The sequence below is a fragment of the Mesorhizobium sp. M2A.F.Ca.ET.046.03.2.1 genome (genome assembly GCF_003952425.1).
In the GTDB taxonomy this organism is placed as follows: Bacteria; Pseudomonadota; Alphaproteobacteria; order Rhizobiales; family Rhizobiaceae; genus Mesorhizobium.
In genome coordinates this window covers 3,695,818-3,719,158 of record NZ_CP034449.1, presented here as the reverse complement: position 1 = coordinate 3,719,158, position 23,341 = coordinate 3,695,818, and the positions used below count along the sequence as shown (strand labels likewise).

Sequence of the window (23,341 nt, the reverse complement as noted above, 5' to 3'; positions counted from 1 at the left end):
CGGTCACACCCGCCATGTTCGAACCAGTTCTGAAACTGTCCCACACGGTTGTCTCGTGGCTCAATGATACAGCAGCGCCGCGCACGCCGTTTCAAAGCCGGATCAACGAGGTGCCGCTATCGGTGCGAACGGCAGGGCTTGTCTGGCAGCAGGAACCTGCTGCCATTCCGATGCTTGACTGCGTCTGGAGAGTGGGAGCCGAAACGGTCATCTTGTCACTGTCGCGCCCGCTCGTAGAGGAGTTCATCACGACAGTGCAGAACGGCTTGGCCTTCCCTTCCGAGCCAACTGCTTCGCTAATTCTCGAACTCGCTCTGGAGCCGCTTGTCACTCGACTGGAGGAGACGACGCGTCTGAACGTGCAACTCGTGCGGGTATGCGAAGCCACGATGCTGGCTCCTCATCTTGAACTCGACATCATTTTCGGCGCGGTCAAGGGCAAGGGCCGTCTATTCCTGTTCACGCCACTTGACGGCTTAGTACCGCCTGCGTTTCGCGCGCTAGGCGAACTGCTTGCCCAGTTGCCGCGGCAGCTGGGCGGGCTGCCTCCAGAGCTCCCGCTCATTGTTGCAGGAGAGGTCGGCACGCTTCGCCTTCCTGCGGCGCTTCTTCGAAGCGCATGTGTCGGTGATGCATTGTTGCCCGATATTGCGCCGTTCGGCCGCGGCCAGATCACCCTAGCTGTCGGCCAGTTGTGCGCCGAGGCGGATCTTGACGGCGATGAATTAATCTTGCGGGGGCCTTTCCGCCCGCGACCGTGTCCTTTGGAGAGTGCGCATATGACACAACCCGGATCGCAACTGGAGCTTACTAAGGATCTCGACGATGTCGAGATCGTGCTTGTCTTTGAATGCGGCCGCTGGCCTATTTCTCTTGGGGAATTAAGAAGTGCCGGCGAAGGGCATATTTTTGAACTTGGATGGCCGATCGACGGCCCGGTCGACATAGTGGCCAATGGTCAGCGTATCGGGCGTGGCGACATTGTCCGCATCGGAGAAGAGCTGGGCATCAGGCTCCGTGGCGGGTTTGCATGCAATGAGTGAAGCTCAGCCGACAATCCTGGCGCTTCTTGCGGTTACCGCCGGACTCGGTCTGCTGGTTTTAGCAGTTGCCACGACAACGGCCTTTGTAAAGGTATCAATTGTTCTTTTCCTCGTCCGCAATGCGCTCGGGACCCAGACCATACCACCCAATGTGGTGCTGTACGCCGCGGCGATGATCCTCACTATGTTCGTTAGTGCGCCCGTTGCTGAGCAGACCTATGACCGCATGTCGGATCCCAAGCTCCACTATCAGACATTCGACGACTGGGTAAGCGCCGCTAAAGCCGGAAGTGAGCCCTTGCGCGAGCATCTCAAGAAATTCACAAATGAAGAGCAGCGGCGATTTTTCCTATCTTCGACAGAAAAGGTCTGGCCAGAGGAAATGCACGCTGCAGCCACGCCTGATGACTTTGCAATACTTGTACCATCTTTCTTGCTATCAGAATTGAAGCGCGGATTTGAGATAGGATTTCTACTTTATCTGCCTTTTATTGTTATAGATCTGATAGTGACAACTATCTTGATGGCAATGGGTATGTCGATGGTCTCACCAACTGTTATATCTGTCCCGTTCAAGATCTTCTTGTTTGTTGCCATTGATGGTTGGTCAAAATTGATGCATGGGCTTGTGCTGAGTTATACGTTACCGGGAGGCTGATCATCACTGAATCCAGCATCATTACTCTTATGAGCCAATCACTGGTGGTTTTCATGATCTGGATTCTACCGCCGCTCATTGCATCAGTGGTTGTCGGCCTCGTCATCGGCATCCTCCAGGCGGCGACGCAGATCCAGGATGAAAGCTTGCCGCTCACCGTGAAGCTTCTGGTCGTTGTCGCGGTGATTGGGCTGTTTGCTCCTGTGCTAAGCGCCCCGCTCATAGAGCTAGCCGATCAGATCTTCACCGAGTTTCCCGCAATGACACTTAGCTACTAGTCCGCCCCATGGACGCGCCATCGGCCGATATTCAAATTCTGATCCAGACGGCTCTCGAACTCGTCGTTGCGGCAGGTCTTGGGGCAGCCCGCGCGATGGGCATCATGCTGATCTTTCCCGTATTCACACGCTCGCAGATCAGTGGGCTGATCCGGGGCTGTTTGGCTGTTGGCTTCGCACTACCATGCCTGGCACACGTCAGCGGCGGATTGCCGGCGCTGGATCCTGATACGCGCCTGATCCAGCTAACCCTGCTCGGATTCAAGGAAGTTTTTGTCGGTGTACTCCTTGGCACTTTTCTTGGCATTCCGCTTTGGGGCCTTCAGGCTGCCGGGGAGCTTATCGACAACCAACGCGGCATCAGCAGCCCGACCGCTTCGGCCGATCCCGCGACGAACAGTCAGGCTTCCGCGATGGGCGTTTTTCTGGGGATCACTGCGATTGCCATATTCGTCGGATCAGGAGGCCTGGAAACTTTGATCAGTGTCCTGTACCGCAGCTACTTGATCTGGCCGGTGTATCAGTTTCACCCGACACTGAGTGGGCCAGGAGCAATGGAGTTGTTGGGGCTTCTCGACAGCATAATGCGCACGGCATTATTGGTATCGGGGCCTGTCGTGTTCTTCCTGATACTGATTGATATATCGATGATGCTGCTGCGTCGCTTTGCCCCGCAATTTAAGGCGAGCCAACTGTCTCCGGCAATCAAGAACATTGTCTTTCCAGTTCTCATGGTCACCTACGCTGCCTATCTGGTGGAGAGCATGAAACTGGAGGTCACACGTGCCAACGGCGTGCTGGAGTGGTTCGACAAATTGCTGCCATGAGCGACACAAGTGAAGAGAAGACACACGCCGCCAGCCCGAAGAAGTTAAGTGAAGCGCGCAAAAAAGGACAGCTGCCACGTAGCTCCGATTTCGTCCGCGCGGTCGGGACTTGCGCTGGGCTCGGCTACCTTTGGCTAAGAGGCAGCGTGATCGAGGACAAATGCCGGGAAGCGCTCCTATTAGCCACCAAGTTGCAGAGCCTACCTTTCGATACCGCGGTGCCGCAGGCATTGGTTGTGCTCGTCCAACTCACAGTCGCGGCTGTTGGCCCGCTGCTTGGAACCCTTGTCGCCGCGGTGATTTTGGCCAGCCTGCTAGCCAATGGTGGATTTGTCTTCTCTCTGGAGCCGATGAAGCTCAGCTTTAAGAAAATTGACCCCTTTGAAGGGCTGAAGCGCTTGGGGTCTGCTCGTTCCATGGTCGAAGTCTGCAAGACCATGTTCAAGGTATTGGTTCTCAGCGCAACCTTTTCCATTGTCCTTCTCGGGATGTGGAAGACAATGGTCCCTCTGCCGATCTGCGGCATGGGCTGTGTTGGCCTCATCTTTATGGAGACAAAATTGCTGATGGGAATTGGCGCCGGCGCACTGCTGGTCGGCGGACTGATCGATCTTCTGCTCCAGCGCGCGTTGTATCTGCGCGAAATGCGCATGACCAATACCGAAGTGACGCGCGAGTCGAAGGATCAGCAAGGAGCGCCAGAGTTGAAAGGTGAACAGCGTCGCATCCGCGAGGAGGCGGCCGACGAGCCTGCGCTTGGCGTGCATCGCGCCACGCTGGTCTTAACAGGAAGGGCGGTCCTGATCGGTCTGCGTTACGTTCGCGGTGAAACCGGGGTGCCGTTCTTAGTTTGCCGTGCCGAAGGTGAGCGCGTTTCACATGTGTTGAGCGAGGCGCGGGCACTACGCCTGACGATCGTCCATGACCATGTCTTAGCGCGTCAGCTGATAGGCACTACAAAACTCGGCCACGCGGTTCCTATGCAATATTTCCAGCCTGTCGCGAAAGCATTCTTTGCCGCAGGCTTGGCCTAGTCATTGGAAGTCCACGACTGCCCAGTTCAAAACTGACCTGGCTCCATGCTAGTGGCAAATGTCGGCTGGCCATCCGTGCCCCAGTGTCTCTGTCAGGCCAACCGCGCAACCGCGGGCCTGGGGCAATCACTCCCCTCGGATCTGCCACCCAGCAACTACGGCAAGTCCTCCGGGCATGACCTTGCAGCCTCTGCTGGCCGGTGCGTGGCGCAGTCCGAGGTTTTGAGGCCGGCAGTGCGGATTTGATTGGTGCAGCCGTTGGAATGCCCTCGTCAGCTAGTCGTCAACTAAGCGCCCTATGTTGAACAGCCGTGCTAACTTGAGCTCGGTTGCGAAACATAGGAGTACGAATCGTCATGTATGGTCGAATTGGTGGCTCATCCGATAGTTACCGCGCGCATAATGCCGGCGAGCAATCGGATGCAGGAAGCGAAGGGTTCGCGGACACATTTGCCCGAATGCACTTATCCGGATCGGAAGGTAGCGGCGCCTCATCATCGGCGGCTCCCCAAGCATACTCCCTCAATTCCCGACCTCCTGTGGTGGAGATCAACAGGACTTCCTTCAGGAGACAGGTGAGGCAATTTCATGGTGATGAAATCACGCACATCGCCGACAATCCTCAAGAGTATTCGGAGTTCGTATCGTCACGAGCCAGGCGCACCGCGGACGTTGCTCAGCAATATGGCATCCGTCGAGATACGGAGCACGCGCGATATTTCAGTTACCAATTGGGAGACCGGAGTGCCGGACTGCTGAGAATGGAAGGCGGATTCAGCATGAACGAGTTCGAATCGGAAAGTTGGCGGGAACAATTTCCTGGTCGAACTGAGGTCACTTCCATAGTGGATCTTCAAGTCGCCCATCCGCTCGTCGAAAATGCGGGCGATATTCTGCTGGAGCATCAACTTCGGATAGACGGCGACCGACCGTTGCTGAATTGGCGTGCGGCTAATCCGGAAGCACAAGCGCGCGCGCAGACGATGGGGTTTGTTGAAGTGGATCATGGCGACCTGGTGCTTGACCCTACGCAGCATCCCGACAAATGGACGAAGAACAGTGCCGGTGAGTGGCAGCGTGCAGGCAAACCTCCACTCTATCTCCACAAAACCGAGGATAGCGACAGCAGCGATAGCGGGTCCGACGACGATTTCATGTGATTTGTCGACCCGCCGCCGAGCCTTGCAACTGGTGACGGTTGCAAGGCTGTTGGCAGTGAATGCTAATTGTCCGGCGACAGCCCCGCCTTAGCGCCAGCGCCGCCGAGCAATCCAGCCCATCTCCCAGACAATAAACTGCGGATGCGCATCGTGGGTGCTTGCGAGCGGATTGTATTCGGGCCGGAACTCCGCCTCTTGGAACCGAGCTCTCCCGAATCCAATTTTCTCCACCACACCGTTGGGTCGTTGCGATGCGCCGATCCCGATCGGATCGGCTATGCCTGCTCCGCGCTCGCAGGAAGACCTTCCGCCTCGATCTTGGCGGCGCGATCTCGGCGATAAGTTGGATGGGAGGCAAGATACGCCGCCACGTCAACAGCCGGTAACGCGACATCGCAAATCGGCCCTGACGGTAGCCGATCGACTCCAATCGCCGGACCGCAACTCGCGCAGCGGCATTCGCGGTTTGGCCAGGAGAAATGCTCGCTGACTCACAGCGTGGCCGGCCGCATTCTGAGTGCCCTGTCATGCAGCCTGCGCCGACGGGAGCTCGGCACGCGAATGGCGTGGTTGGCGGCCAAGCCCTGAGGTCAACAAGGACTTACAGAAAGCGGGGGTGAGTTTGCCGCGATGAATTATGACCTTCTCGCGACCGGACCTAGCATCGGCTTCCTCTCGCTCTCGATTGTAGCCGCGCTGTTCGTTGGATTTAACGTGGCAAGCGGTGAATTCGGAATCAGCCAGCCCTTCCAAGTTTCTGGCCATGACGGGGCGACTCGTGTGGATGTGCACCCACATCGGGCTCGGCATCGCACCATTGACCAGCATCTTGGGCTGCAGCTTCATCTCAAACAGCTTTCCTGGCTCGCCACGCAGCGCGACCGGTGCCTCCGGCGGCATCAATTCGTCGGCATTGCACAAATGTTCCAGGTATTTTTGCGCCGGAAATGCGTAGGTCTTCATGCAATCAGTCGTAATGCCGGCTTTTCCTTCATTCAATGCGTTGGCCTGTCCCAGCACCATGTTCAGCAACCCTTTGAGCTGGTCTGTGCGTTCGTGCACTTTGGGTAGCTGGGTGGAGGTGAGTAGCAGGCGTACATTACGCCCCTGCAACCCGGCGAGACAGGTTTGCATCTCAATGGCCTGGGCTCGCAGGTACTGGGCCACATCGTCCACGACCTTACCGGCCTCCTCAGGCTTCATCTGGCGCACTTGGGAGACGACGCTTTGCTGACCGGCCAGATCGAACTGCAAAAGTTCGTCCAATCGTTTGAGCCGCTCCGTCAATACCTCCATTGACAACGCGGCGCCCCCGATTGTCGAGCCTGCCCCCGACGAACTCGCAGCCACCTCTTGCGCTCTCACCTGTGTACTCGCAACTTGATCCGAGCGCGCGAGAACCTTGGCTGCTGGCACTGTGCCGGCGTTCGCAGCGACTGGTGTTGATGGCTGCCCGGCGGCAGAAGTCCCGGCGCGAGCTGCCGACTTATGCTTTGACTTCCCTTTCCTTCGCGCTGTAGTGCCTTCTGACACTGCAGCCGTACCAGCAGTGCCAGCCGGTATCGCAGCGCCTGCCCTGGCCGGCATCGCAGCGCCCGCCTGGGCCTGTGGCGCCATGATGGCTGACGGCGGAGACTGCAGGTTCAACAAGTGCATGGCATCGTGCGCAGTGATCCATGCATCGTCCACGATCCGTTCGAACAGTTTCAATGGGAGGCCGGCATCTGGGTAGGTATGGCTTAGCTTGGTATGCACCTCGTGCAACGCCAATCCAAAATCCGAAAGCCGCTCCATGATTTTTTCTACAACCGCGCAATCATGAGCGTTGAGTGTTTTGCCATCATCCATTATGCCCTTCGCCAAAGAGAGGGCGCGAAGAGCTTCTTGAGCGGCGCTTGCCATCAGCTGCACCACTCCATTTCGACCGACGAGGAGTTCCTTCAAATCTGGCTCGAACCTGCTCGCCCGCAGTTCAATCTTGGCCCGCGCAAGACCGATCCGCTCACGGACCAGCCAGATCCTGACACTCAGTACCGAGCCGGCACGCAGCCGCAGTGCGCACCGCTCGGCTTCCCGCATCACGGGCGTTCCACTGGATAGGCTAGCGGTGGCAGCGCAGGCGGATCGCTGCCGTTCGGAGCGCCATGCCTTTTTTTCCCACCACTTAATTGCCGCCGTATGGTGGTTCTCCACATTTAAAATCAACAGCTCCTGCCGGTCCGCCTGGGAGTAGGAGTAGAGTTTATCGACCATACCTGCCGCTTTCTTGGTCTTTTTGTCCAATTTCGTGATCGTCGACAGGCCAAGTTTGTCTACTTCATTCGCGGCGTCGCACACGATCTGGCAACATCTACGCACCTTGTCGTCTGGCATAATTGTCTGCGCCTCAGCCGCAGGCAGGCTAGCGCGGTACTCCAGAATTGCTGAGGCTGCATCGACGACCCGACTGATCAGCTCCACCGCCTCCTCGGGGACGTCGGTTTTCCTGGCCGCAGCCTCGCAATCAGTCAGTTGTTGAACAAGACTGTTCATTCTGAGCTGTGTCGGACTGATATCTTCATTTGACGATGAGCTGGTGCCTTCCACCTGCGCGGTTGATAGTTGGCTACCGACCGGCGCCATGGCTTCGCCCTCAGACATGGAGGGAGAACCGCGCCGCCTTGCGGCTGCGCCACGTGGCGCTACGGTTCCGCGTGGTGGCGCAGCGGCTCCACGTCGCGGTGTGTTCAGGATTTGATCTTCGCCAATCGAGGCGCCTGGCAGACTTTCGCGGGCATCGCCTGGACCGCGCGCAACTGGAAGGGAGGAGGGCCTCCTATCGGCGTCCCCAGAGCGCATCTGCTCCACAACGGAATCGAATGACTGTCCACCTTCTCCCGCAGCAAGACTTGATTGCGAAAGGGAACTGCTCGCCCGCCCCGCGCGGCTGGCTCCAGTTTCAGCCTGCGATTTCCGTGGTCGGCCAATGCCCTTCATATTGCGTCTCCGTAGTAGGCGAGAATGTGCTGCTATTGTGCTGGCGGCTGACGAGACCAGCGGCATCTTTCGGTTAACGTCACGGTCAGCCAGACCCGCGACGGCGTAATGTTCCCGCCAAAGTGCTTCTCAGTAGCAGGCCAAGATTGGCCCGAGCTCACAGGACTTTCGCAACGTTGCCATCGATGTCCTGAGATTATCAGCGCTTCAGTCCGCCGATTTCCAGGAACAGCGAATGAAATCAGACCAACTCGGCTAGCTCCCCTTCCTAGACACGTGCCTGACGATTTTATTGATGCGTCACTCCTCTCGTTCGCCACCGACAAAGTCACACATTTGCTTCAGAGAAGCGTGTGCGTTGCGTATCACGCGGACCATTTCGATCTATAGTTACAAAAAGTGTCGAGACGGGACCTTTGGATCCGAAGGTCAGGCACGGCCGGCCTAGATAGACCGCTTGGCTGACGATTAGCTGACGATGGGAGTTCTCACGAACAGGGCAAGAAAATCCGACCGCTTCAAGCTTTCGATATGGTGAGAAGAGGATCCGCACCGGCCTCCCAAAGCCGGCAGACCATCCCATGTTCGTACGGTCGCCGACCTTCTCGAAGCCAATGAGCTCACCGCGCCGGGCCGTGATGTGCAGGCGAGAGAATGGTGATGCAAAGACCGAGTTCCTGCTCGTTGCGTGCGCCCGTGGAGCCAGCAAGAATACGGTCATTGCGGTCATGCAGCACGTGGACCGTGTCTCCTGTTCGACACCACAGCATCGAGGATGCAAACGAGCTGCTGCGGCTGCCATTCGGTCGCGGCATGCGTGGACGGCGGGATTGGCCGAACAGCCGAGATCGTGGTCGACTGTTCGATGCGAGAGCAACATCCTGCAGAGCATACGTTTTTGCGCTGGCCGGTTTTTGTCAAAAGCCGTCAGGTTCTCGAAAGCTCCCGCCCTTAGCTTGATCGAGGCTAACCTTTAACACGTCGCCGCCAATGGCAAATGCCGGAGTACCTGATGATAGCAGCAATTGGGAGTGGAGTTGGCAACCTCGGGACTTCCTTGATCCGAAAGGGCCATGGGGATTCGAAATCCGAGCATTCTGGTGATGGCAAGCCGGCTGATGGCAATGATGGCAAGCCAGCTGGTGGGAATGATGGCAAGGCAGCTGGCGGGAACGATCGGGCGGATAACCGGACCGTTTCAAATGATCAACTTCAAGACAACTCACAGTCTGCAGCACAAAGTGAAGCCTTCCAAAGTATCCTGCGATCGTTCGCGTTCCAATTCGCGAACGATGCGATGGCTGAGGCCGATGAAGCTTTGGATGACACAGAAGATGCCTGACGCGGGAAATCCGGCGTGAGGTCATACAGGCCGTTATTGACGGCACAACTCCAACAGAAAAAGGAATGATCATGGCTGCAGTTGATAATAATAAAAAATCAGGCAATACCAATACCAGTAGCGCCGGCAATACCGATAAAACTAACAGTGGCACTCCCGGCAATACAAGCGGAGCTGATGCTACTGCTTTTCAGGCGCAAGTGCAGGAACTAACCAATGTTAGCTTGGAGGCGACGAAAAGGAGTGTCCAGTTGCGCACTCTAACGACCAATCTCCAGACCATCAAGAAGGCCGCCGACGAACGCGTTTCGTAATGTCGGAAGCGGGTTTTAGACTGCCCCCTAGCGCGTCTCCTTATTGACGCGACGTAGTCCCGAAATGAGCCGCATGGCAATTGCCATGCGGCTTCTATCCTGTTTGAGAGATGCTCTGTGGATGACGCCGTTTCCCTCCGTTTCGAAGTGCGTTCGGGGCACTATTGCGGTCTGACCGGCAAGACGGATCTTCAAAAGTGTTTAATCGGCAGCGGCTTCGATGCCGATTTGGTCTTTGTCGAGCAGGGACTGGCACCGCATCACCTTCGTGTAACTCTTCTTGGCAAGTCGATCGAACTGGAGGCGCTTGCACCCGGACTCAGTATCGAGGGCAACCGGAATATCGCCGCAGGCCAGTCCGTTGTTGTGCCCCTTCCTGTCGTCCTGCTCGTAGGCGAGATGTCCATTGCTTTGTCCGTGCAGGATGCAGAGCCGCCTGGTTCGACCGGCATACCGCGCCTACCGATCGGTGTGCTCGCCATGGTCATAATCAGCTCACTCGGGATCGGCGCGCTTTCAGGCACGATCTCCTATCTTGGCAATGCAAGTGGATCGAGCCCCAATTCACTTCGGGCTGAAGTCGCGTCCAGAACGATCAGTCACCGCGCTGACAATGAACTTACGGAGGCAGCGGCCCAAGAGCTGCAGGAGGAAGTCGATCGAGCGGGTCTTCTCGACGTCAAGATTGGGTCGGCAAAGGGTGTTGTGACCGCCGAAGGCACCGTCACGTCTGAATCGGTCATCAGCTGGCAGAAGCTTCAGCAATCGTTCGATCGTCGCACCAAGGGTACTCTAACACTGGTGAACGGAGTGCTCATCAAAGAGGAGAAGGCGCCATCCGCAATCGCGGTCGAAGCTGTGTGGCATGGGGTCCAACCATATATTGTCATCGACAGCGAGAAGTATTTTGTCGGCGCCATTTTGGCTGATGGATGGGTGGTCGAACGTATTGAGGACAGCCGTGTGCTGCTGAGCAGGAATGGCCGCATTGCTGCTCTCCAATATTGAAAGCTCGCAGGCCCCATCAAGCAGCACTCTATGGCCAGCCAAACATCCTGTCGCGCTCGGTGCTGACAAGCTGGCTGCGTTGGAAACATTTGCTGCCCAGCCATTTCGCGCCTGCTTGTGGCTCTCATGCAGGGTCACGCGCTGGCCAAGGCTGAGGCGCCTTCGGAGTTCGAAAGCCACGTTTCATGGCGTAACAGCAGAGTAAGTCTCAACCGATTGCAAAGGTGTCTCGATGGCCAACGTCCTGCGTGACTTCATCAAGCGTGCGCCGGCCAGCCCGGATTTAATGGTTGCGTTGATGCTGCTTCTGGCTGTCGCGATGATGGTCATGCCTATCCCGGTCGTGGTGGTCGACGCCCTGATAGGATTCAATATGGGGTTGGCCATACTGCTGATGATGGTTGCCCTGTATGTCAGTACTCCACTTGATTTTTCCTCTTTGCCCGGCGTTATTTTGATTTCCACTGTATTCCGTCTCGCGCTCACGGTCGCAACGACGCGACTGATCCTGGCCGAGGGGGAGGCCGGCAGCATTATTCATACTTTTGGCGATTTCGTCATTTCAGGCAATATCGTGGTGGGTTTCGTCATATTTCTGGTCGTCACCATGGTGCAATTCATGGTCCTCGCGAAGGGTGCCGAACGGGTGGCAGAAGTGGCGGCGCGTTTCACGCTGGATGCTCTGCCGGGCAAGCAAATGGCGGTCGACGCAGAGCTACGCAACGGCCACATCGATGCCAACGAATCCCGCCGGCGGCGCGCCGAATTGGAGAAGGAAAGCCAACTCTATGGCGCGATGGACGGCGCGATGAAATTTGTGAAGGGCGATTCCATCGCCGGGCTGGTGGTTATCTGCATCAACATGCTGGGTGGAATTTCGATCGGCCTGCTCTCCAAGGGCATGTCCTTCGGCGAGGTACTGCATCACTACACTCTGCTGACGATAGGCGATGCATTGATATCGCAGATTCCGGCCCTTCTGCTCTCCATTACTGCGGCGACCATCGTCACCCGTGTGACTGGGACGGCGAGGATCAACCTCGGTACAGAAATGGTCAGTCAGCTCACGGCCAGCACTCGAGCCTTGCGACTGGCGGCCGGCGTCCTGGTTGTAATGGGGTTCGTTCCTGGGTTTCCCCTCCCCGTCTTTCTGATGCTGGCCGCAGTGTTCGCTGCGGTAAGCATTGTCAAGGCTGATGTGCTGGGCGCCGGCACTGCCGATGCGAAAGGTGGAACTGCAGCGGAGCCTAAGCAAGCCGCGCCTGCGAAGGAATTCCCGATCGCATTTTTTCTAGCGCCAGATCTTATGCAGGCGGTCGATCAAGCCGAATTGCAAAAACATATTGGGCGCGTTTCGCTCCTGGTCACAGCCGATCTGGGCATTATCGTTCCTCGCATCCCTGTCTTGGTTGACGAGCAGCTGCCTGAATCGCAATTCCGAATTGATGTCGAGGGCGTGCCAGTCGAACAGGACGCCTTAGATCCAAACCAGATGGCGCTCCGAGCCGATGTAGCGCACGTCGACTCGAGCGGTGTCCCCCTTAGACGTGAGCCGAAAACGGACACACTCCCGGTTGAACATACCCCTGCAAAGGCCCTTACGGGCGCCGGCACGGAGCATAGGGCTCCCGGCGAACTCCTCGCCTTGCGCGTCCATGCAGCGTTGACCCGCTACGCACCGCGATTGGTGGGCATCCAAGAGACCCGACATTTCCTGGGCCGAATGGAGCAGGAATATTCTGAGCTTGTGAAAGAGGTGCTACGCACGACGCCGATTCCTCGGATTGCCGATGTTCTGCGCCGCCTCCTGGAGGAAGGTATCCCAATCCGCCACACCCGTCTCGTGTTGGAGGCATTGGCCGAATGGAGCGAGCGTGAGCAGAACGTTGCCCTGCTGACGGAATATGTCCGTTCTGGTTTGAAGCGACAGATCTGCCACCGCCATGCCAACACGGAGGGCATCGTGTCCGCCCTGGTCGTCGAGCGCGAGAGCGAGGATGTGATGCGTGGCGCGGTTCGAGATTCGGATGCAGGCCCCTATCTCGCACTGGAGGATCGGCAAAGCGAAGCGATGCTATCACAGATACGTCAGGTCCTTTCGAACGCAGAACCGGGTCAAACCCGCCCTATTCTGTTGACGTCGATGGATGTCCGACGTTTCGTCCGCGGCTTTCTGACGCGAAACGGGGTTGATCTCGCCGTGCTGTCTTATCAAGACCTCGCCTCCGACTTTACAATTCGCCCCGCAGGATCCGTCACACTCCCGCACGGATCGAACAGCGGATTGTTAGAGTAGTCCCACCTTTCCTAACTGAACGCCACGCGCCTCCCCGATAACTGAGAGATAACATGAATAGTAATACAGTTTCTCCATCGCCTATGTTTCTGCGCCGGAACTCACTTCTTTTTGCCGTACTCGCCATTCTGCCTTTGGGCGGTTGCGCCAGCTGGCAAAAGCCGGCTCTTTCCGTGCAGGAGACATCTTCCCCCGAGTTGCTCAGCGCCGATCAAATCGATCCGGCTATGCGCGAACGCATTTTGCGCGAAGTTGGTCAGGATGTTCAAGAGCGGGCTTTGCGGGATGAGGTGAAGCAGCACCCGGACAATGTTGATGCGGCGATACGACTTACAAATGCCTTGGTGGGCCAGAAGCGCCCGCACGAAGCGGTTGAGGTGCTCGACAGCGTCTTGGTTGCAGCCCCAGGAAACGTACGTGCATTGAATGCGAAGGGCGTGATTTTGGACATTGAGGGGCGGCATGACGCGGCACAGGCCCTGTATCGGCGAGCTCTCGAAAACGAGCCAGGCAATCAGATGGTGCAGCATAACTTCAATCTGTCGCTTGCCTTTAACGGCAAGTCCAAACAACCAAGGTTAGCACGATCGCAATAGGTGGGCACAGTGCATGCGCAGCCTGTTCCCCGGCTCGAACACGCGCTCGGCTCCCATCATAGATGGCCCCCTGAAGAGAGCCATATCTATGCAAAACAGTTGCTCCAGATCTGGCCGGCAGAGATCGGCAGGAGAGCCGGATGACATCACGCGGCCACCCGCAAGGCCACCCGCCTCGCTTCGTTGCCAGAGCGCCCTCTCCCTCGCCGGTCACCGTCTCGCAATGCGGCGACCTGGCTTAAGGCGGTCGACCGAGCGCCCGATGCAGTAGCCATGAATACGTAACGCAGCGATGGACCCGCCGGATCGTGTCGCGCTTGTGCTGGCCGTCCCTGCCATTACAGCACGGTGATTGTAGCTGGATCCTATTCTAGAGGCATCGATGGTGTGGATGCCTTCGATCCAAACAATCGATTTGTTGAATTCGTCCGCCTGAGGAAATTAGCTGCGGCGATCCGACTTCCGACGCCTGCAGGCGCAAAACCAACAGCGTGAGCGCTGCGGGTCCGGAGGCAGGCTGCAAAGTGCAATCACCAGCGCTGATAAGCGGCAAGTGAAGAATGTATCGCTCGGGCGACTCCTGTGTTGTGCACGGTTGCCCCGCGAGGTGAACTGTAGCAGCTTGGCAGCTCAGCGTTCACGAAAGGAGAAAAGATTTGGGGCCAAGCAAAGACCGGCTTTTTTGATTGTCTTGCTGTATCGCTATGGTGGGGCGGGCGCGACCGCTCCCATAATTCAATACGCTGCCTTTAGCGATGGACGATGACGGGATGCGTCGCCGAGACTTCAATGGTGGAGGAGCAGCGCACCCGTCGATCCATTTGCTTTCAGCGGCAACCGCCACTATGAAGCGACACTTCGCCCAACTGTGTTTCAAGCTGCCCGGAGAAGTTTATGACAGAAGAACCCCACAAGACCGACATCCTCATCGAGCTCACTGCCGATGTTGTATCAGCCTACGTCTCCAACAACCCCGTCCCGGCGGGGGAGCTTCCTGCCCTGATCGCCCAAGTGCACGGGGCTCTAAACGGCACGGCTGGACTCATACCGGCAGAAGAGCCTGTGCCTGTAAAAAAACCTGCTGTCCCGATCAAAAAGTCGATCGAACCGGACTACATCATTAGCCTTGAAGACGGCAAGAAATTCAAATCGCTAAAGCGCCATCTGGCGACGCACTATGGTCTGACCCCAGACGAATATCGCGCCAAATGGGGTCTGCCGTCGGATTATCCCATGGTGGCGCCGAATTACGCCGCTGCGCGCTCCGCCTTGGCCAAGACCATGGGACTCGGCCGCAAACCGAAAGAGCCGGAAGCCCCAGCCACGGCGCCGGCGAAACGGACCCGCAAGAAGGTCGCAGCCTAAATCCGTATCAACAGTCGTTCGGACGCGCAGCAGCCGTTGGCCCAATCTGCGCGGAATCAAAGGGCGGGGATGAGCCCCGCCTTTCCCGTCCAAGAGCCTCATTTCCAGAGTAATTCATGATGGCTCCAGCAATCCCTGCCGCGGCATTAACTTGCATGCTCCGGCCCGGGTTTCGAGCCGTCAATGCGTTCCGGCGATGACGAACCTTGCCAAGGCTTTCCCGGACCGTTAGCCAGCCTTGCTGAGGCTGCCTGCAGAGGACTTTCCCGTGCGGCGATCCTGTTCCACCTCGTAGTTGATCTTCTGGCCCTCATTAAGGGTCGACAGGCCCGCTCGTTCAACAGCGGAAATGTGGACAAAGACATCCTGACCGCCGTTGTCAGGCTGAATAAAACCAAAACCCTTCGTGCTGTTGAACCACTTCACCGTTCCAGTCGCCATATCCATTCCTTTGTAATAAGTCGCAACTTAGGCAGGCCATTCACGCCAGCCTGATTTGTACACGAGACTTTAGGCGCATCAAAATCGGAAAATTGCAAGGCCCACTCGATCGCCTGATCTCCAGCAGCAACTGCAACATATGCGAGGCGCGTGCCAGACGAGGCGTATGCCAGACGTTTCGTCGTGCGCTGTCGCTCGAACGTTGACAGAAACAATGACACACCTTGCAAACTCGGCACATCTTGTGGACGTGCTCGGGTCGCTTCTCGACTGCGATACCCGCTCCTGACCGGGTATCGTCGGCCAAAATGAGGGTTTTTGTCATGTGCCGCCAGACCGAAAGATCAGGCGCGCAGCGACCTGCACATTCAAACCGGAACCCGCGAACCTCGATTAGCTTCTGCCTGCTCCGAAGGGCGGTAGCCTGCTCTGAGGCGGGCCACTGTCGGGTTGAAAACCAACTGTCGGGTTCGGAACCCCAGATTGTCGGCAAGGTACGCGCCGCCCACTGGTTGGCCAAAGGGCACTGGCTCCTGATCCTGCCGCCATGCTCGCCCGATCTCAACCCGATCAAGACAGGTCTGCTCAAAACTCAAGGCGCGGCTGCGGAAGAAGGCGGCCAAAACTTTCGACGCTCTCTGCGGAACTCTCGGCGATATCTGCCAGCTGCTGGAGCCAAATCAAAAACCATTAATTGCGACAGGTGATTTTATGACATTCATTGCGAAGAGGCCAGAATGAACAGCGGAAGAGAGTAGCAGCTCTCTGGTCGCGGCGAGGTGGATCGTCGACACGATCGGCACCTGGCCCGTGCGGGGATCGCACCGCAGCCAGCACCAGAGCCAGACCTTGACCGCTTGCCTTGCTCAGGCGCCACAACAACGAGTGGCTGGAAGCAGATCCACGTGAACTCAGCGATATCGATCAGACGATGCTTACCCTCATGAAAGCCGATCCCGACGCTGTCCAGCGCCGCGAAATCCTGACCAGCATATGGCGCATCGGATGCCACCGCCTGCACACTCACCATCGACATGCCGGAACTCGGAACCAAAGGCCGCAAGCCTCGCCGGCCTCGGCAAAATGGAGCGGCCGCGCCTGGGCGGCCGGGCCAATGTTCGCCAGGCCCTCTACATGCCCGGCCCTTCGCCCTGCGCTTCAACCCCGACCTCAAGGCAAAATACCAGGCGCTAAAGGCGGCAGGCAAACCCGCAAAGGTCATCATCTTGTTGCGAAAGCTCCTCATCCTAGCAAACGCTCTCCTCAAGGCGCAGCGAAAATGGCCCCTAAAACCCTTGACCGAAACGGATACCTTAGCCTTTCAGGTGAGGCGGGCCGAGATAGACCAACCGCGGGTTTAACTTCGCGAGTTTAAGCTGATTATGCCGATGCAACTCTAGCGCCTGCGCGACCGTTTTAGCTTCCATCAACAAGGCGGCAGGGTGGGAGGAAGTACCCTCCCCTGCCGCGAACAAGCTTTGGACAAAGCCCCACCTTGTCCGTAATGTGATCGGGAGGCCGGGGCGCGGCGGTGCTCAGCGGATGTGACGCGCGAGATCTGCGACCCTACCCATCAGCACTTCCATCGGTCCTCGCTGGAAGACGCGCAGCCAAAGCACCGCAAAAGTGCTGATAACCACAACGAAGCCAAAGAGCGTGGACAGGCTCTCGTCTTTGAAAATGTTTATCTTCATAAGATAGGCTATTCCCGCAATGTGCAGCACATAGGCCGTCAAAGACATCGAGCCGACTGCGATTATTGGCCAGACCAGCTTTCGCAGACGCGGGAGCGCATCCACAGCGAGCATGCAAGCCGCCAAGATGATCATTGCGCAACCGGTGCTGCCCACGATCGAAAGCGTCGTTTCGCTATGAGGTGCGGCTATCCATGACGACTTGACTATAAATGACGACTTGGAAGGCTCAAAAGCGCCGTCAACGTCAGACCACCACAAGGAGGTTTCAGTCAAAGCGCGGGAACTCAGCGCGAGCAAGGATCCCCCATGGCCCAACACGGCCAGCGCGACCCCCGCCAGACCAAGGCGCCAATGCGCTGCTAGCGTATTAAGATTAAGGCGCGCGATGGCCATGCCAGCGATGAGGAAAGGAACCCAGGTCACCGCGGGATAGTAGCCGTTGACCATGAGGTTGAAGACCGGGTCGAGGAGGTTGGGGGCAACCGACAGAAGGGAGGAACGGACTTGCGGGAGAACTAATGCCGTAGCGGCAGCGATCAAGCCCAGCTGATATGCGCTGAGCCGATGGAGCGGCAATACCAACAAGAAGCAAATTCCGTAGTATTCTAGGATGACTTCGACCTGGGTACCGAGGCAGCCCAGGATTGAGCCAAGCGCGAGCAAAACAAGGGCACGAATTGCGACTCTGGCGATGGCCTGTCTACCGGCTATCCCCGACTTCGGCGCCTTGCGACCTGTAATCAGGAGGATTGAAAAACCGGCCAATACGGCAAACAGGGCCGACGGCCGCCCATGGGTTAGTTCCATCAGAAACCCGACTAGTCCTCCTTCGCCGGGGTCGGGACCGAGATGGGCGGCATACATCCCGAAGACAGCCAGGCCCCGAGCGAGGTCGATGCCGACCAGCCGATCTACTACCGACCCATTCCTAGCGTCGGCAACCGGTGCCTTCATTACCATGGTAGATTCCCTTGCTGGGTGTGTGGATCGCGGGAGCCGCGATAGGAGAGCCGGTCGGCTGCTGCCGTCGCCTCGTGAAAGGGTTCAAAACATCGCGCCATCTGGCGCATCGAGCCGGCGACAGAGCTGTTCAGCCATTAGCCTGGGGTAAGAACAACAGATCGGCTCACAAAGCCTGTGTCACGGACCTGAAAAGTGGTGTCGCGGAACCGTCGTTTTTTGCATGATGGCTAAGCCGAGAGATCCACTGCACCGACGAGAGACTCAGCGACGTTAGATATCCGATCAGTACGCCGCGGCTCCGCCGGTGACGATCACCCCGGGTGTCAAGGCCAGGGCGTAAACCTGCCATAATCTGTGGTAGTGCGCCCGCGACCAATCCGTTCGACAAAGCTCGGCGCATGGTCGAGCCAATCATATTCTTCCATGTGGCTGTTGCCTGAAAAACCGAAGACGCCGTTCGCTGGTCCAGCTGTTCCAGACCTCGGCCTGCGTCGGTCATTAGAACCGGCGCGCCTGTTTCCCAAATCAATTTGCTGATGCAGCCGCCGGGGGTCACATTGAGCAAAAGTGCCGAGGTCAGGACGGGTTTCATAGGGGCTCTTCGTTTGGCTTTGTTAACGACCCCTTTCTTGCAAGTTGTAGCTGACAGCAGCCTGAAAGCTCCCCAAATAATTCGCTGCCGCCGGTTCAGCCTATTGTCAGCTTCGACCAATAAGATGGGAGCCTTGCCCTCATACCGGAGCTCGGCAGCATGATGCGAATACTGCTCACTGAAGACGATAAGGACCTTGGAAGTGCTATGCACGATCATTTGGTGGCTGGTGGCCACGCGGTCGACTGGGCCAAGAACCTGTCCGAAGCGCGCGATTATGCAGCTGTGGTCGGCTACGACCTTATTTTGCTCGACGTTCACCTGCCGGACGGCAATGGGATCGACTATCTGCGGGAGCTGATCAAGGAACTTGAATCGGCACCGGTCATCATTCTGACAGCCTGCGATCGGATTTCGCATCGCATCGAGGGCTTCAACGCTGGAGCCGACGACTATTTGGTCAAGCCGTTCGATCTGGGGGAACTCTCAGCGCGTATCCATGCAGTGGCACGTCGCCATGGGCATTTTCCGGAGCCGCAATTTTCGGTTGGGACGCTTTCCATACAGGCAGCCGAGCGACGCCTCTTCCGCGACGGGCAGGAGGTCTACCTGACTTGACGCGGATGGGCGGTGCTCGACTACCGTCTGCCCCAGCCCTGCACGGTCGTTTCAAAAGGGAAGATCGTGGACGCGCTTTTCGGCAGACGGCGCTGATTCATACTCTAAAAGAAAATTCGGCTTCCAGTTGCCTTGGCCATGACTGCCCTTCCCGAAAGATGGGTGACAGTTCATTCCGGATAGATGGGTTACACTTTCGGCCCTTTGCAAGGAGAGCAAGGTGCCTTGGAAGGAGTGTAACGTCATGGAAGAGCGGCTGAAGTTCGTCGCCCGGCTGCTGGACGGCGAGAAGATGGCGGTGCTTTGCCGGGAGTTCGATATCTCGCGCAAGACCGGCTACAAGATCCTCACGCGCTACAACGACAGCGGCCTGGAGGGGCTGACGGACCGATCGCGGCGGCCCTATCGCCACGCCAATCAGCTTCCGTTTCAAATCGAGAAGCTGATTGTGCGCCTCAAGCAAGACAAGCCGACATGGGGTGCGCCGAAGATACGCGAGCGGCTGGCCCGGCTGTATCCGGATGTGCACCGGCCCGCGATCTCGACCGTGCATGCCGTGCTCGACCGCCGGCATGGTCGAGCGCCGCAAGCGCAGGCGCAACAGGGCGACGGGGACACCACTTTCAAACGGCTGTCGCCCTAACGATCTTTGGTGTGCCGACTACAAGGGCGAGTTCGGCAGAGAACACGGCCGGGACAGGGGATCACAAACACTTGACCGTTCCAGACCCTGGCAGTGGCGCATCGATTGACCGTTGGCTCTGTTCGTGGGCACCGAAAATAGGGCCTTCTTGGTCCTCGGCAGAGAATATGGCCCGGACGGGGGATAACAAACACTTGACCGTTCCAGACTCTGGCAGTGGCGCATCGATTGACCGTCGACTCTGTTCGCGAGCGCCGAAAATACGGACGACCCCTATGGTCAAAGTGCACTTCTGACCTGCTAGGCACTGTTCGATAACTGGAGGCACCCGCTACGGTGCCCTCGTATTTAAGACACCTGTCAGTTTCAAGCCTGGACATTGACGCGTGGCGCGGCTGCCATTCGTTGACCGCCACGTCGAATTGCCCGCCAACCAGTGTACAGCCGCCGGTGGTCACATTGAGCAAAAGTGCCGAGATCAGGAGGGGTTTCATAAGGCCTCTTCGTTTGGCTTTGTTAACGACCCCTTTCTTGCAATTGTAGCTGACAGCAGCCTGAAAGCCCCCAGATATTCGCTGGCGCCGGTTCAGCCTACTGTCAGCTTCGATCAATAAGGCAGGAGCCTTGCCCTCATACCGGAGCTCGGCAGCCTGATGCGAATACTGCTCATTGAAGACGACGACGACCTTAGAAGTGCTGTGCACGATCATTTGGTGGCTGGTGGCCACGCGGTCGACTGGGCCGAGGGCCTGTCCGGAGCGCGCGGTCATGCAGCTGTGGCCGGCTACGACGTTATTTTGCTCGACGTTCACCTGCCGGACGGCAATGGCATCGACTATCTGCGGGAGCTGATCAAGGGGCTTGATACAACGCCGGTCATCATTCTGACAGCCCGCGATCGGATTTCGCACCGCATCGAGGGGCTCAACGCTGGCGCCGACGACTATTTGGTCAAGCCGTTCGATCTGGGGGAACTCTCGGCACGCATCCGTGCAGTGGCACGTCGCCAAGGGCATTTTCCGGAGCCGCAATTTTCGGTTGGGACGCTTTCCATACAGGCAGCCGAGCGACGCCTCTTCCGCGACGGGCAGGAGGTCCACCTGTCTGGACGCGAATGGGCGGTGCTCGACTGCCTTCTACGCCGGCCCGGTTCGGTCGTTTCAAAGGGGAGGATCGAGCACGCGCTTTATTCATTCAATTCGGAGTTCGAGAGCAACACAGTGGAGGTTTATGTCAGCCGGCTCCGCAAGAAGATCGGCGGGGATAGAATAGCAACCGTGCGTGGCTCCGGATACAGGCTCGTGGTCACATGACGAACTCGAACAGCATGACGAGAAAGCTGATATCGTGGTTAGGCGGGGCAACGCTCCTGGTTTGGATCGCCGCCCCAACCATTGCTGCGTTCATTTTTTGCAATAATGTAAACGAAAGTTCGGATGACTTGCTCCAGGCGAGCGCAGAGTACAGAGAACCAGAGCTGATCAAGGTCTTGAATGGAAAACACGTTGATCAATACAATAACCACTTGCCAACTTATAAAAAGTACTGGACCTATCGTGAGCAGGTTATTAATAAGTACGGGGTAGTGCTTATTTCCGAACCGGAAGAGGGTCAGCAGCCCTTCCCTGATGCTCCCCTGAGTAACGGCTTTTGGGGAAACGCTGATTACCGCGTCTACACAGAGGAGATCCAAGACGGCGTGTATCATCAGTTGGCCGAACCGCTTGATGGCCGCCGTACCACAATCGCGAAGGGCGCACTTTTTGTCTTCCTTCCGACACTCGTGCTCCTGCCCTTTAGCTTAGCTGTTTGGTGGATCGTGATCCGGCGCTCGCTGCGGCCAATCGAGGTACTGCGACAGCAGATCGGATCGCGCGACGGCGGCAATCTGTCACCAATGGACTTGGGCGATTTCCCGGCAGAGTTGGCTCCAATCGCGGCATCCGTCAATCGGCTTCTCGATCGTCTGCGGGCGGCTCTCGAGGCCGAACGCGAGTTCGCCGCAAACAGTGCGCATGAACTGCGCACGCCGATCGCAGGTTCAATCGCTCAGATGCAGAGATTAGTGGCCGAGCTTCCCAATGGGTCGGCCAAAATGCGTGCGCGCGGCATCGAGCAAGCGCTGTCGAGCCTTGGCCGCCTTGTCGAAAAAGTGCTTCAGCTCGCTCAAGCCGAATCGGGGGTTGGCATGGCGGATCACGCGATCGATCTTGTCCGATCGGTTCGGCTGGAAATCGACGACCTGAGGAAAAAGCCGCAATATGCCGGACGCCTGCATCTTAACGTCGACGGCTGCACCACTTTGATGCGCAAAGTGGATGTCGATGCGTTTGGGATCCTCCTTCGTAACCTGATCGAGAATGCGCTGATACATGGACTGCCCACTGTTCCGACAACAGTTTCCGTCCAAACTGATGGAACCATCGCTATTGCAAACGCCGGACCGGTGGTGCCCCTCCCCGACCTCGAAGGGCTTACAAAGCGATTTAGTCGTGGTGCTACTCCTGCTGCGGGCTCAGGCCTTGGTCTACATATCGCTAACATGGTTATCCAGCGGATCGGTGGCAGTCTAGAGCTTGCGTCGCCCGCCCGCGGTCGCAATGATGGTTTCGAGGCGATCATACGAATTCCTCAATGACACCGGTGAATTCGACGACAGTTGGACACAGGGCGGATTGCTGGCAAGGCTGCTGACAGGGCGAACTGTACGGCAGTATGTATACGGCGTAGAAATCGTACTTCACACAACGCATTTCGGCCGCGGCAATCAATGCCGCTATCATCGTCTGAGCAGTTCGATCGAAGCGACACGACATGATCGGCAAAATCGAAGGCTCCGCCTCACCGCTCGCTCGATTTCGCCCGGGGAGAAAAAAGGCCATCCGAGAAAGTGCAAGCCGCCGCGCAAAGGCGACGTGTCCAATTGTCTGGGTGCCCCTGTGCGCCGGCCCGATCGGGTTGGCGGGGTCCAGTAAGGACCCGGACCAACCATTCCATTTAGACGACCGGCAGGTTTTAATCGGCGTCCGGATCGCCGTCCCAAAATGCCCCAAGTATACGGCTAGAAAGGCTGCCAACGATCGAGCTTTGGTCGGAGGCGTGCTTGTCAGCGTCTTGGGTGCTTGACCGGCCTTTGCAATGGCCATCGCCATCGCAAGTATCGTGCGTGGCCAGTGAGACCGCAATTTCATCAGCCTGGAGCCGACCGTATCGGTGCTTTTTTATGATTTAGGGATTTTTCGTTTTCCTCTTGGATCATCACGGGTTTGGAGAGGATCTGGTGTTAAGTGCCATTCGGAGCGCCGGCGAACCGCCCGAAATTAATGTGGTCGAGTGATGAAGCCTCCCGAATGCGTTAAACGAGACCCTTTATGGCGGCCCTGGCTGACAACAGTCTGAAAGCTGCAAGCGGCATGCGAAAATGGGGCGATCCTGAATGACGACAGATGCTATCAACATGAAAGAGGCTCGCCCTGAAAGCTGAGCACGC

18 protein-coding genes and 2 pseudogenes are annotated in these 23,341 nt (G+C 57.5%); 17 read left to right on the top strand and 3 right to left on the bottom strand.

Going from position 1 to position 23,341, the window contains the following annotated elements:
• The first annotated feature begins 14 nt into the window (after positions 1-14).
• From sctQ to EJ072_RS17695, 6 genes are all read left to right on the top strand, one after another.
• Positions 15-1,043, top strand: a complete 1,029-nt coding sequence (sctQ, locus tag EJ072_RS17720) for a type III secretion system cytoplasmic ring protein SctQ (protein WP_095769044.1) — start codon at positions 15-17, stop codon at positions 1,041-1,043.
• Positions 1,036-1,701, top strand: coding sequence for a type III secretion system export apparatus subunit SctR (gene sctR, locus EJ072_RS17715; RefSeq protein WP_029354851.1), 666 nt, complete (start codon positions 1,036-1,038; stop codon positions 1,699-1,701). The genes sctQ and sctR overlap by 8 nt, the downstream gene beginning before the upstream one ends.
• Positions 1,702-1,703: 2 nt before the next feature.
• Positions 1,704-1,979, top strand: coding sequence for an EscS/YscS/HrcS family type III secretion system export apparatus protein (locus tag EJ072_RS17710; RefSeq protein WP_024505375.1), 276 nt, complete (start codon positions 1,704-1,706; stop codon positions 1,977-1,979).
• 8 nt (positions 1,980-1,987) lie between these two features.
• Positions 1,988-2,806 carry a type III secretion system export apparatus subunit SctT gene (sctT, locus tag EJ072_RS17705; RefSeq protein ID WP_024505376.1) on the top strand — a complete coding sequence of 273 codons (819 nt, stop codon included), beginning with the start codon at positions 1,988-1,990 and terminating at the stop codon, positions 2,804-2,806.
• Positions 2,803-3,840 (top strand): EscU/YscU/HrcU family type III secretion system export apparatus switch protein, encoded by a 1,038-nt coding sequence (locus EJ072_RS17700; protein ID WP_024505377.1) that lies wholly within the window; start codon positions 2,803-2,805, stop codon positions 3,838-3,840. The genes sctT and EJ072_RS17700 overlap by 4 nt, the downstream gene beginning before the upstream one ends.
• 356 nt (positions 3,841-4,196) lie before the next feature.
• On the top strand, positions 4,197-5,000 hold the full coding sequence (locus EJ072_RS17695; RefSeq protein ID WP_024505378.1) for a hypothetical protein: 804 nt from the start codon (positions 4,197-4,199) through the stop codon (positions 4,998-5,000).
• A 525-nt stretch (positions 5,001-5,525) separates the two neighbouring features.
• Here the strand turns inward: EJ072_RS17695 and EJ072_RS17690 are convergent.
• A complete protein-coding gene (locus EJ072_RS17690; RefSeq protein WP_245454733.1) occupies positions 5,526-7,640 on the bottom strand; it encodes a hypothetical protein in 2,115 nt (704 codons plus the stop codon).
• 1,348 nt (positions 7,641-8,988) lie between these two features.
• Here EJ072_RS17690 and EJ072_RS17685 point away from each other — a divergent pair.
• The 6 genes from EJ072_RS17685 to EJ072_RS17660 all read left to right on the top strand — a co-directional run bounded on the left by EJ072_RS17685 (position 8,989) and on the right by EJ072_RS17660 (position 14,897).
• Positions 8,989-9,318 (top strand): hypothetical protein, encoded by a 330-nt coding sequence (locus tag EJ072_RS17685; protein ID WP_081714433.1) that lies wholly within the window; start codon positions 8,989-8,991, stop codon positions 9,316-9,318.
• Between the two features lie 71 nt (positions 9,319-9,389).
• Positions 9,390-9,632, top strand: a complete 243-nt coding sequence (locus tag EJ072_RS36895; protein WP_224570034.1) for a nodulation protein NopA — start codon at positions 9,390-9,392, stop codon at positions 9,630-9,632.
• 117 nt (positions 9,633-9,749) lie between these two features.
• Positions 9,750-10,640: a hypothetical protein gene (locus EJ072_RS17675; protein WP_024505382.1), complete on the top strand. Its 891-nt coding sequence runs from the start codon at positions 9,750-9,752 to the stop codon at positions 10,638-10,640.
• 232 nt (positions 10,641-10,872) lie between these two features.
• Entirely contained in the window at positions 10,873-12,936 is a 2,064-nt protein-coding gene (gene sctV / locus EJ072_RS17670) for a type III secretion system export apparatus subunit SctV (protein ID WP_024505383.1), read from the top strand.
• Between the two features lie 53 nt (positions 12,937-12,989).
• Complete coding sequence (locus EJ072_RS17665; protein ID WP_081714429.1) at positions 12,990-13,532, top strand: tetratricopeptide repeat protein; 543 nt, start codon at positions 12,990-12,992, stop codon at positions 13,530-13,532.
• 894 nt (positions 13,533-14,426) lie between these two features.
• Positions 14,427-14,897 carry a MucR family transcriptional regulator gene (locus tag EJ072_RS17660; RefSeq protein WP_024505385.1) on the top strand — a complete coding sequence of 157 codons (471 nt, stop codon included), beginning with the start codon at positions 14,427-14,429 and terminating at the stop codon, positions 14,895-14,897.
• Positions 14,898-15,125: 228 nt separating this feature from the next.
• On the opposite strand, the gene EJ072_RS17655 is transcribed toward EJ072_RS17660, so the two are convergent.
• Entirely contained in the window at positions 15,126-15,338 is a 213-nt protein-coding gene (locus EJ072_RS17655) for a cold-shock protein (RefSeq protein WP_008874821.1), read from the bottom strand.
• 524 nt (positions 15,339-15,862) lie between these two features.
• Here EJ072_RS17655 and EJ072_RS36890 point away from each other — a divergent pair.
• Positions 15,863-16,079 (top strand): annotated as a pseudogene (locus EJ072_RS36890) (transposase); the annotation flags it as partial.
• 794 nt (positions 16,080-16,873) lie between these two features.
• Here the strand turns inward: EJ072_RS36890 and EJ072_RS17650 are convergent.
• A complete protein-coding gene (locus EJ072_RS17650) occupies positions 16,874-17,995 on the bottom strand; it encodes a DUF418 domain-containing protein (protein WP_024505387.1) in 1,122 nt (373 codons plus the stop codon).
• Positions 17,996-18,749: 754 nt separating this feature from the next.
• Here EJ072_RS17650 and EJ072_RS17645 point away from each other — a divergent pair.
• The 4 genes and pseudogenes from EJ072_RS17645 to EJ072_RS17630 all read left to right on the top strand — a co-directional run bounded on the left by EJ072_RS17645 (position 18,750) and on the right by EJ072_RS17630 (position 22,489).
• Positions 18,750-19,208: a response regulator transcription factor gene (locus EJ072_RS17645; protein WP_224570033.1), complete on the top strand. Its 459-nt coding sequence runs from the start codon at positions 18,750-18,752 to the stop codon at positions 19,206-19,208.
• 244 nt (positions 19,209-19,452) lie between these two features.
• Positions 19,453-19,885, top strand: a pseudogene (locus tag EJ072_RS17640) (helix-turn-helix domain-containing protein); the annotation flags it as partial.
• 619 nt (positions 19,886-20,504) lie between these two features.
• Positions 20,505-21,164: a response regulator transcription factor gene (locus tag EJ072_RS17635; protein WP_024505389.1), complete on the top strand. Its 660-nt coding sequence runs from the start codon at positions 20,505-20,507 to the stop codon at positions 21,162-21,164.
• A complete protein-coding gene (locus EJ072_RS17630; protein ID WP_126063917.1) occupies positions 21,161-22,489 on the top strand; it encodes a HAMP domain-containing sensor histidine kinase in 1,329 nt (442 codons plus the stop codon). The genes EJ072_RS17635 and EJ072_RS17630 overlap by 4 nt, the downstream gene beginning before the upstream one ends.
• Positions 22,490-23,341: the final 852 nt, after the last annotated feature.

What these genes read in the sequence shown, in the direction of transcription:
- sctQ (WP_095769044.1), top strand. Translation starts at nt 15, where the DNA reads ATGTTCGAACCAGTTCTGAAACTGTCCCACACGGTTGTCTCGTGGCTC.
- sctR (WP_029354851.1), top strand. Translation starts at nt 1,036, where the DNA reads ATGAGTGAAGCTCAGCCGACAATCCTGGCGCTTCTTGCGGTTACCGCC.
- sctT (WP_024505376.1), top strand. Translation starts at nt 1,988, where the DNA reads ATGGACGCGCCATCGGCCGATATTCAAATTCTGATCCAGACGGCTCTC.
- EJ072_RS17700 (WP_024505377.1), top strand. Translation starts at nt 2,803, where the DNA reads ATGAGCGACACAAGTGAAGAGAAGACACACGCCGCCAGCCCGAAGAAG.
- EJ072_RS17695 (WP_024505378.1), top strand. Translation starts at nt 4,197, where the DNA reads ATGTATGGTCGAATTGGTGGCTCATCCGATAGTTACCGCGCGCATAAT.
- EJ072_RS17690 (WP_245454733.1), bottom strand. Translation starts at nt 7,640, where the DNA reads ATGTCTGAGGGCGAAGCCATGGCGCCGGTCGGTAGCCAACTATCAACC.
- EJ072_RS17685 (WP_081714433.1), top strand. Translation starts at nt 8,989, where the DNA reads ATGATAGCAGCAATTGGGAGTGGAGTTGGCAACCTCGGGACTTCCTTG.
- EJ072_RS36895 (WP_224570034.1), top strand. Translation starts at nt 9,390, where the DNA reads ATGGCTGCAGTTGATAATAATAAAAAATCAGGCAATACCAATACCAGT.
- sctV (WP_024505383.1), top strand. Translation starts at nt 10,873, where the DNA reads ATGGCCAACGTCCTGCGTGACTTCATCAAGCGTGCGCCGGCCAGCCCG.
- EJ072_RS17665 (WP_081714429.1), top strand. Translation starts at nt 12,990, where the DNA reads ATGAATAGTAATACAGTTTCTCCATCGCCTATGTTTCTGCGCCGGAAC.
- EJ072_RS17660 (WP_024505385.1), top strand. Translation starts at nt 14,427, where the DNA reads ATGACAGAAGAACCCCACAAGACCGACATCCTCATCGAGCTCACTGCC.
- EJ072_RS17655 (WP_008874821.1), bottom strand. Translation starts at nt 15,338, where the DNA reads ATGGCGACTGGAACGGTGAAGTGGTTCAACAGCACGAAGGGTTTTGGT.
- EJ072_RS17650 (WP_024505387.1), bottom strand. Translation starts at nt 17,995, where the DNA reads ATGGTAATGAAGGCACCGGTTGCCGACGCTAGGAATGGGTCGGTAGTA.
- EJ072_RS17645 (WP_224570033.1), top strand. Translation starts at nt 18,750, where the DNA reads ATGATGCGAATACTGCTCACTGAAGACGATAAGGACCTTGGAAGTGCT.
- EJ072_RS17635 (WP_024505389.1), top strand. Translation starts at nt 20,505, where the DNA reads ATGCGAATACTGCTCATTGAAGACGACGACGACCTTAGAAGTGCTGTG.
- EJ072_RS17630 (WP_126063917.1), top strand. Translation starts at nt 21,161, where the DNA reads ATGACGAACTCGAACAGCATGACGAGAAAGCTGATATCGTGGTTAGGC.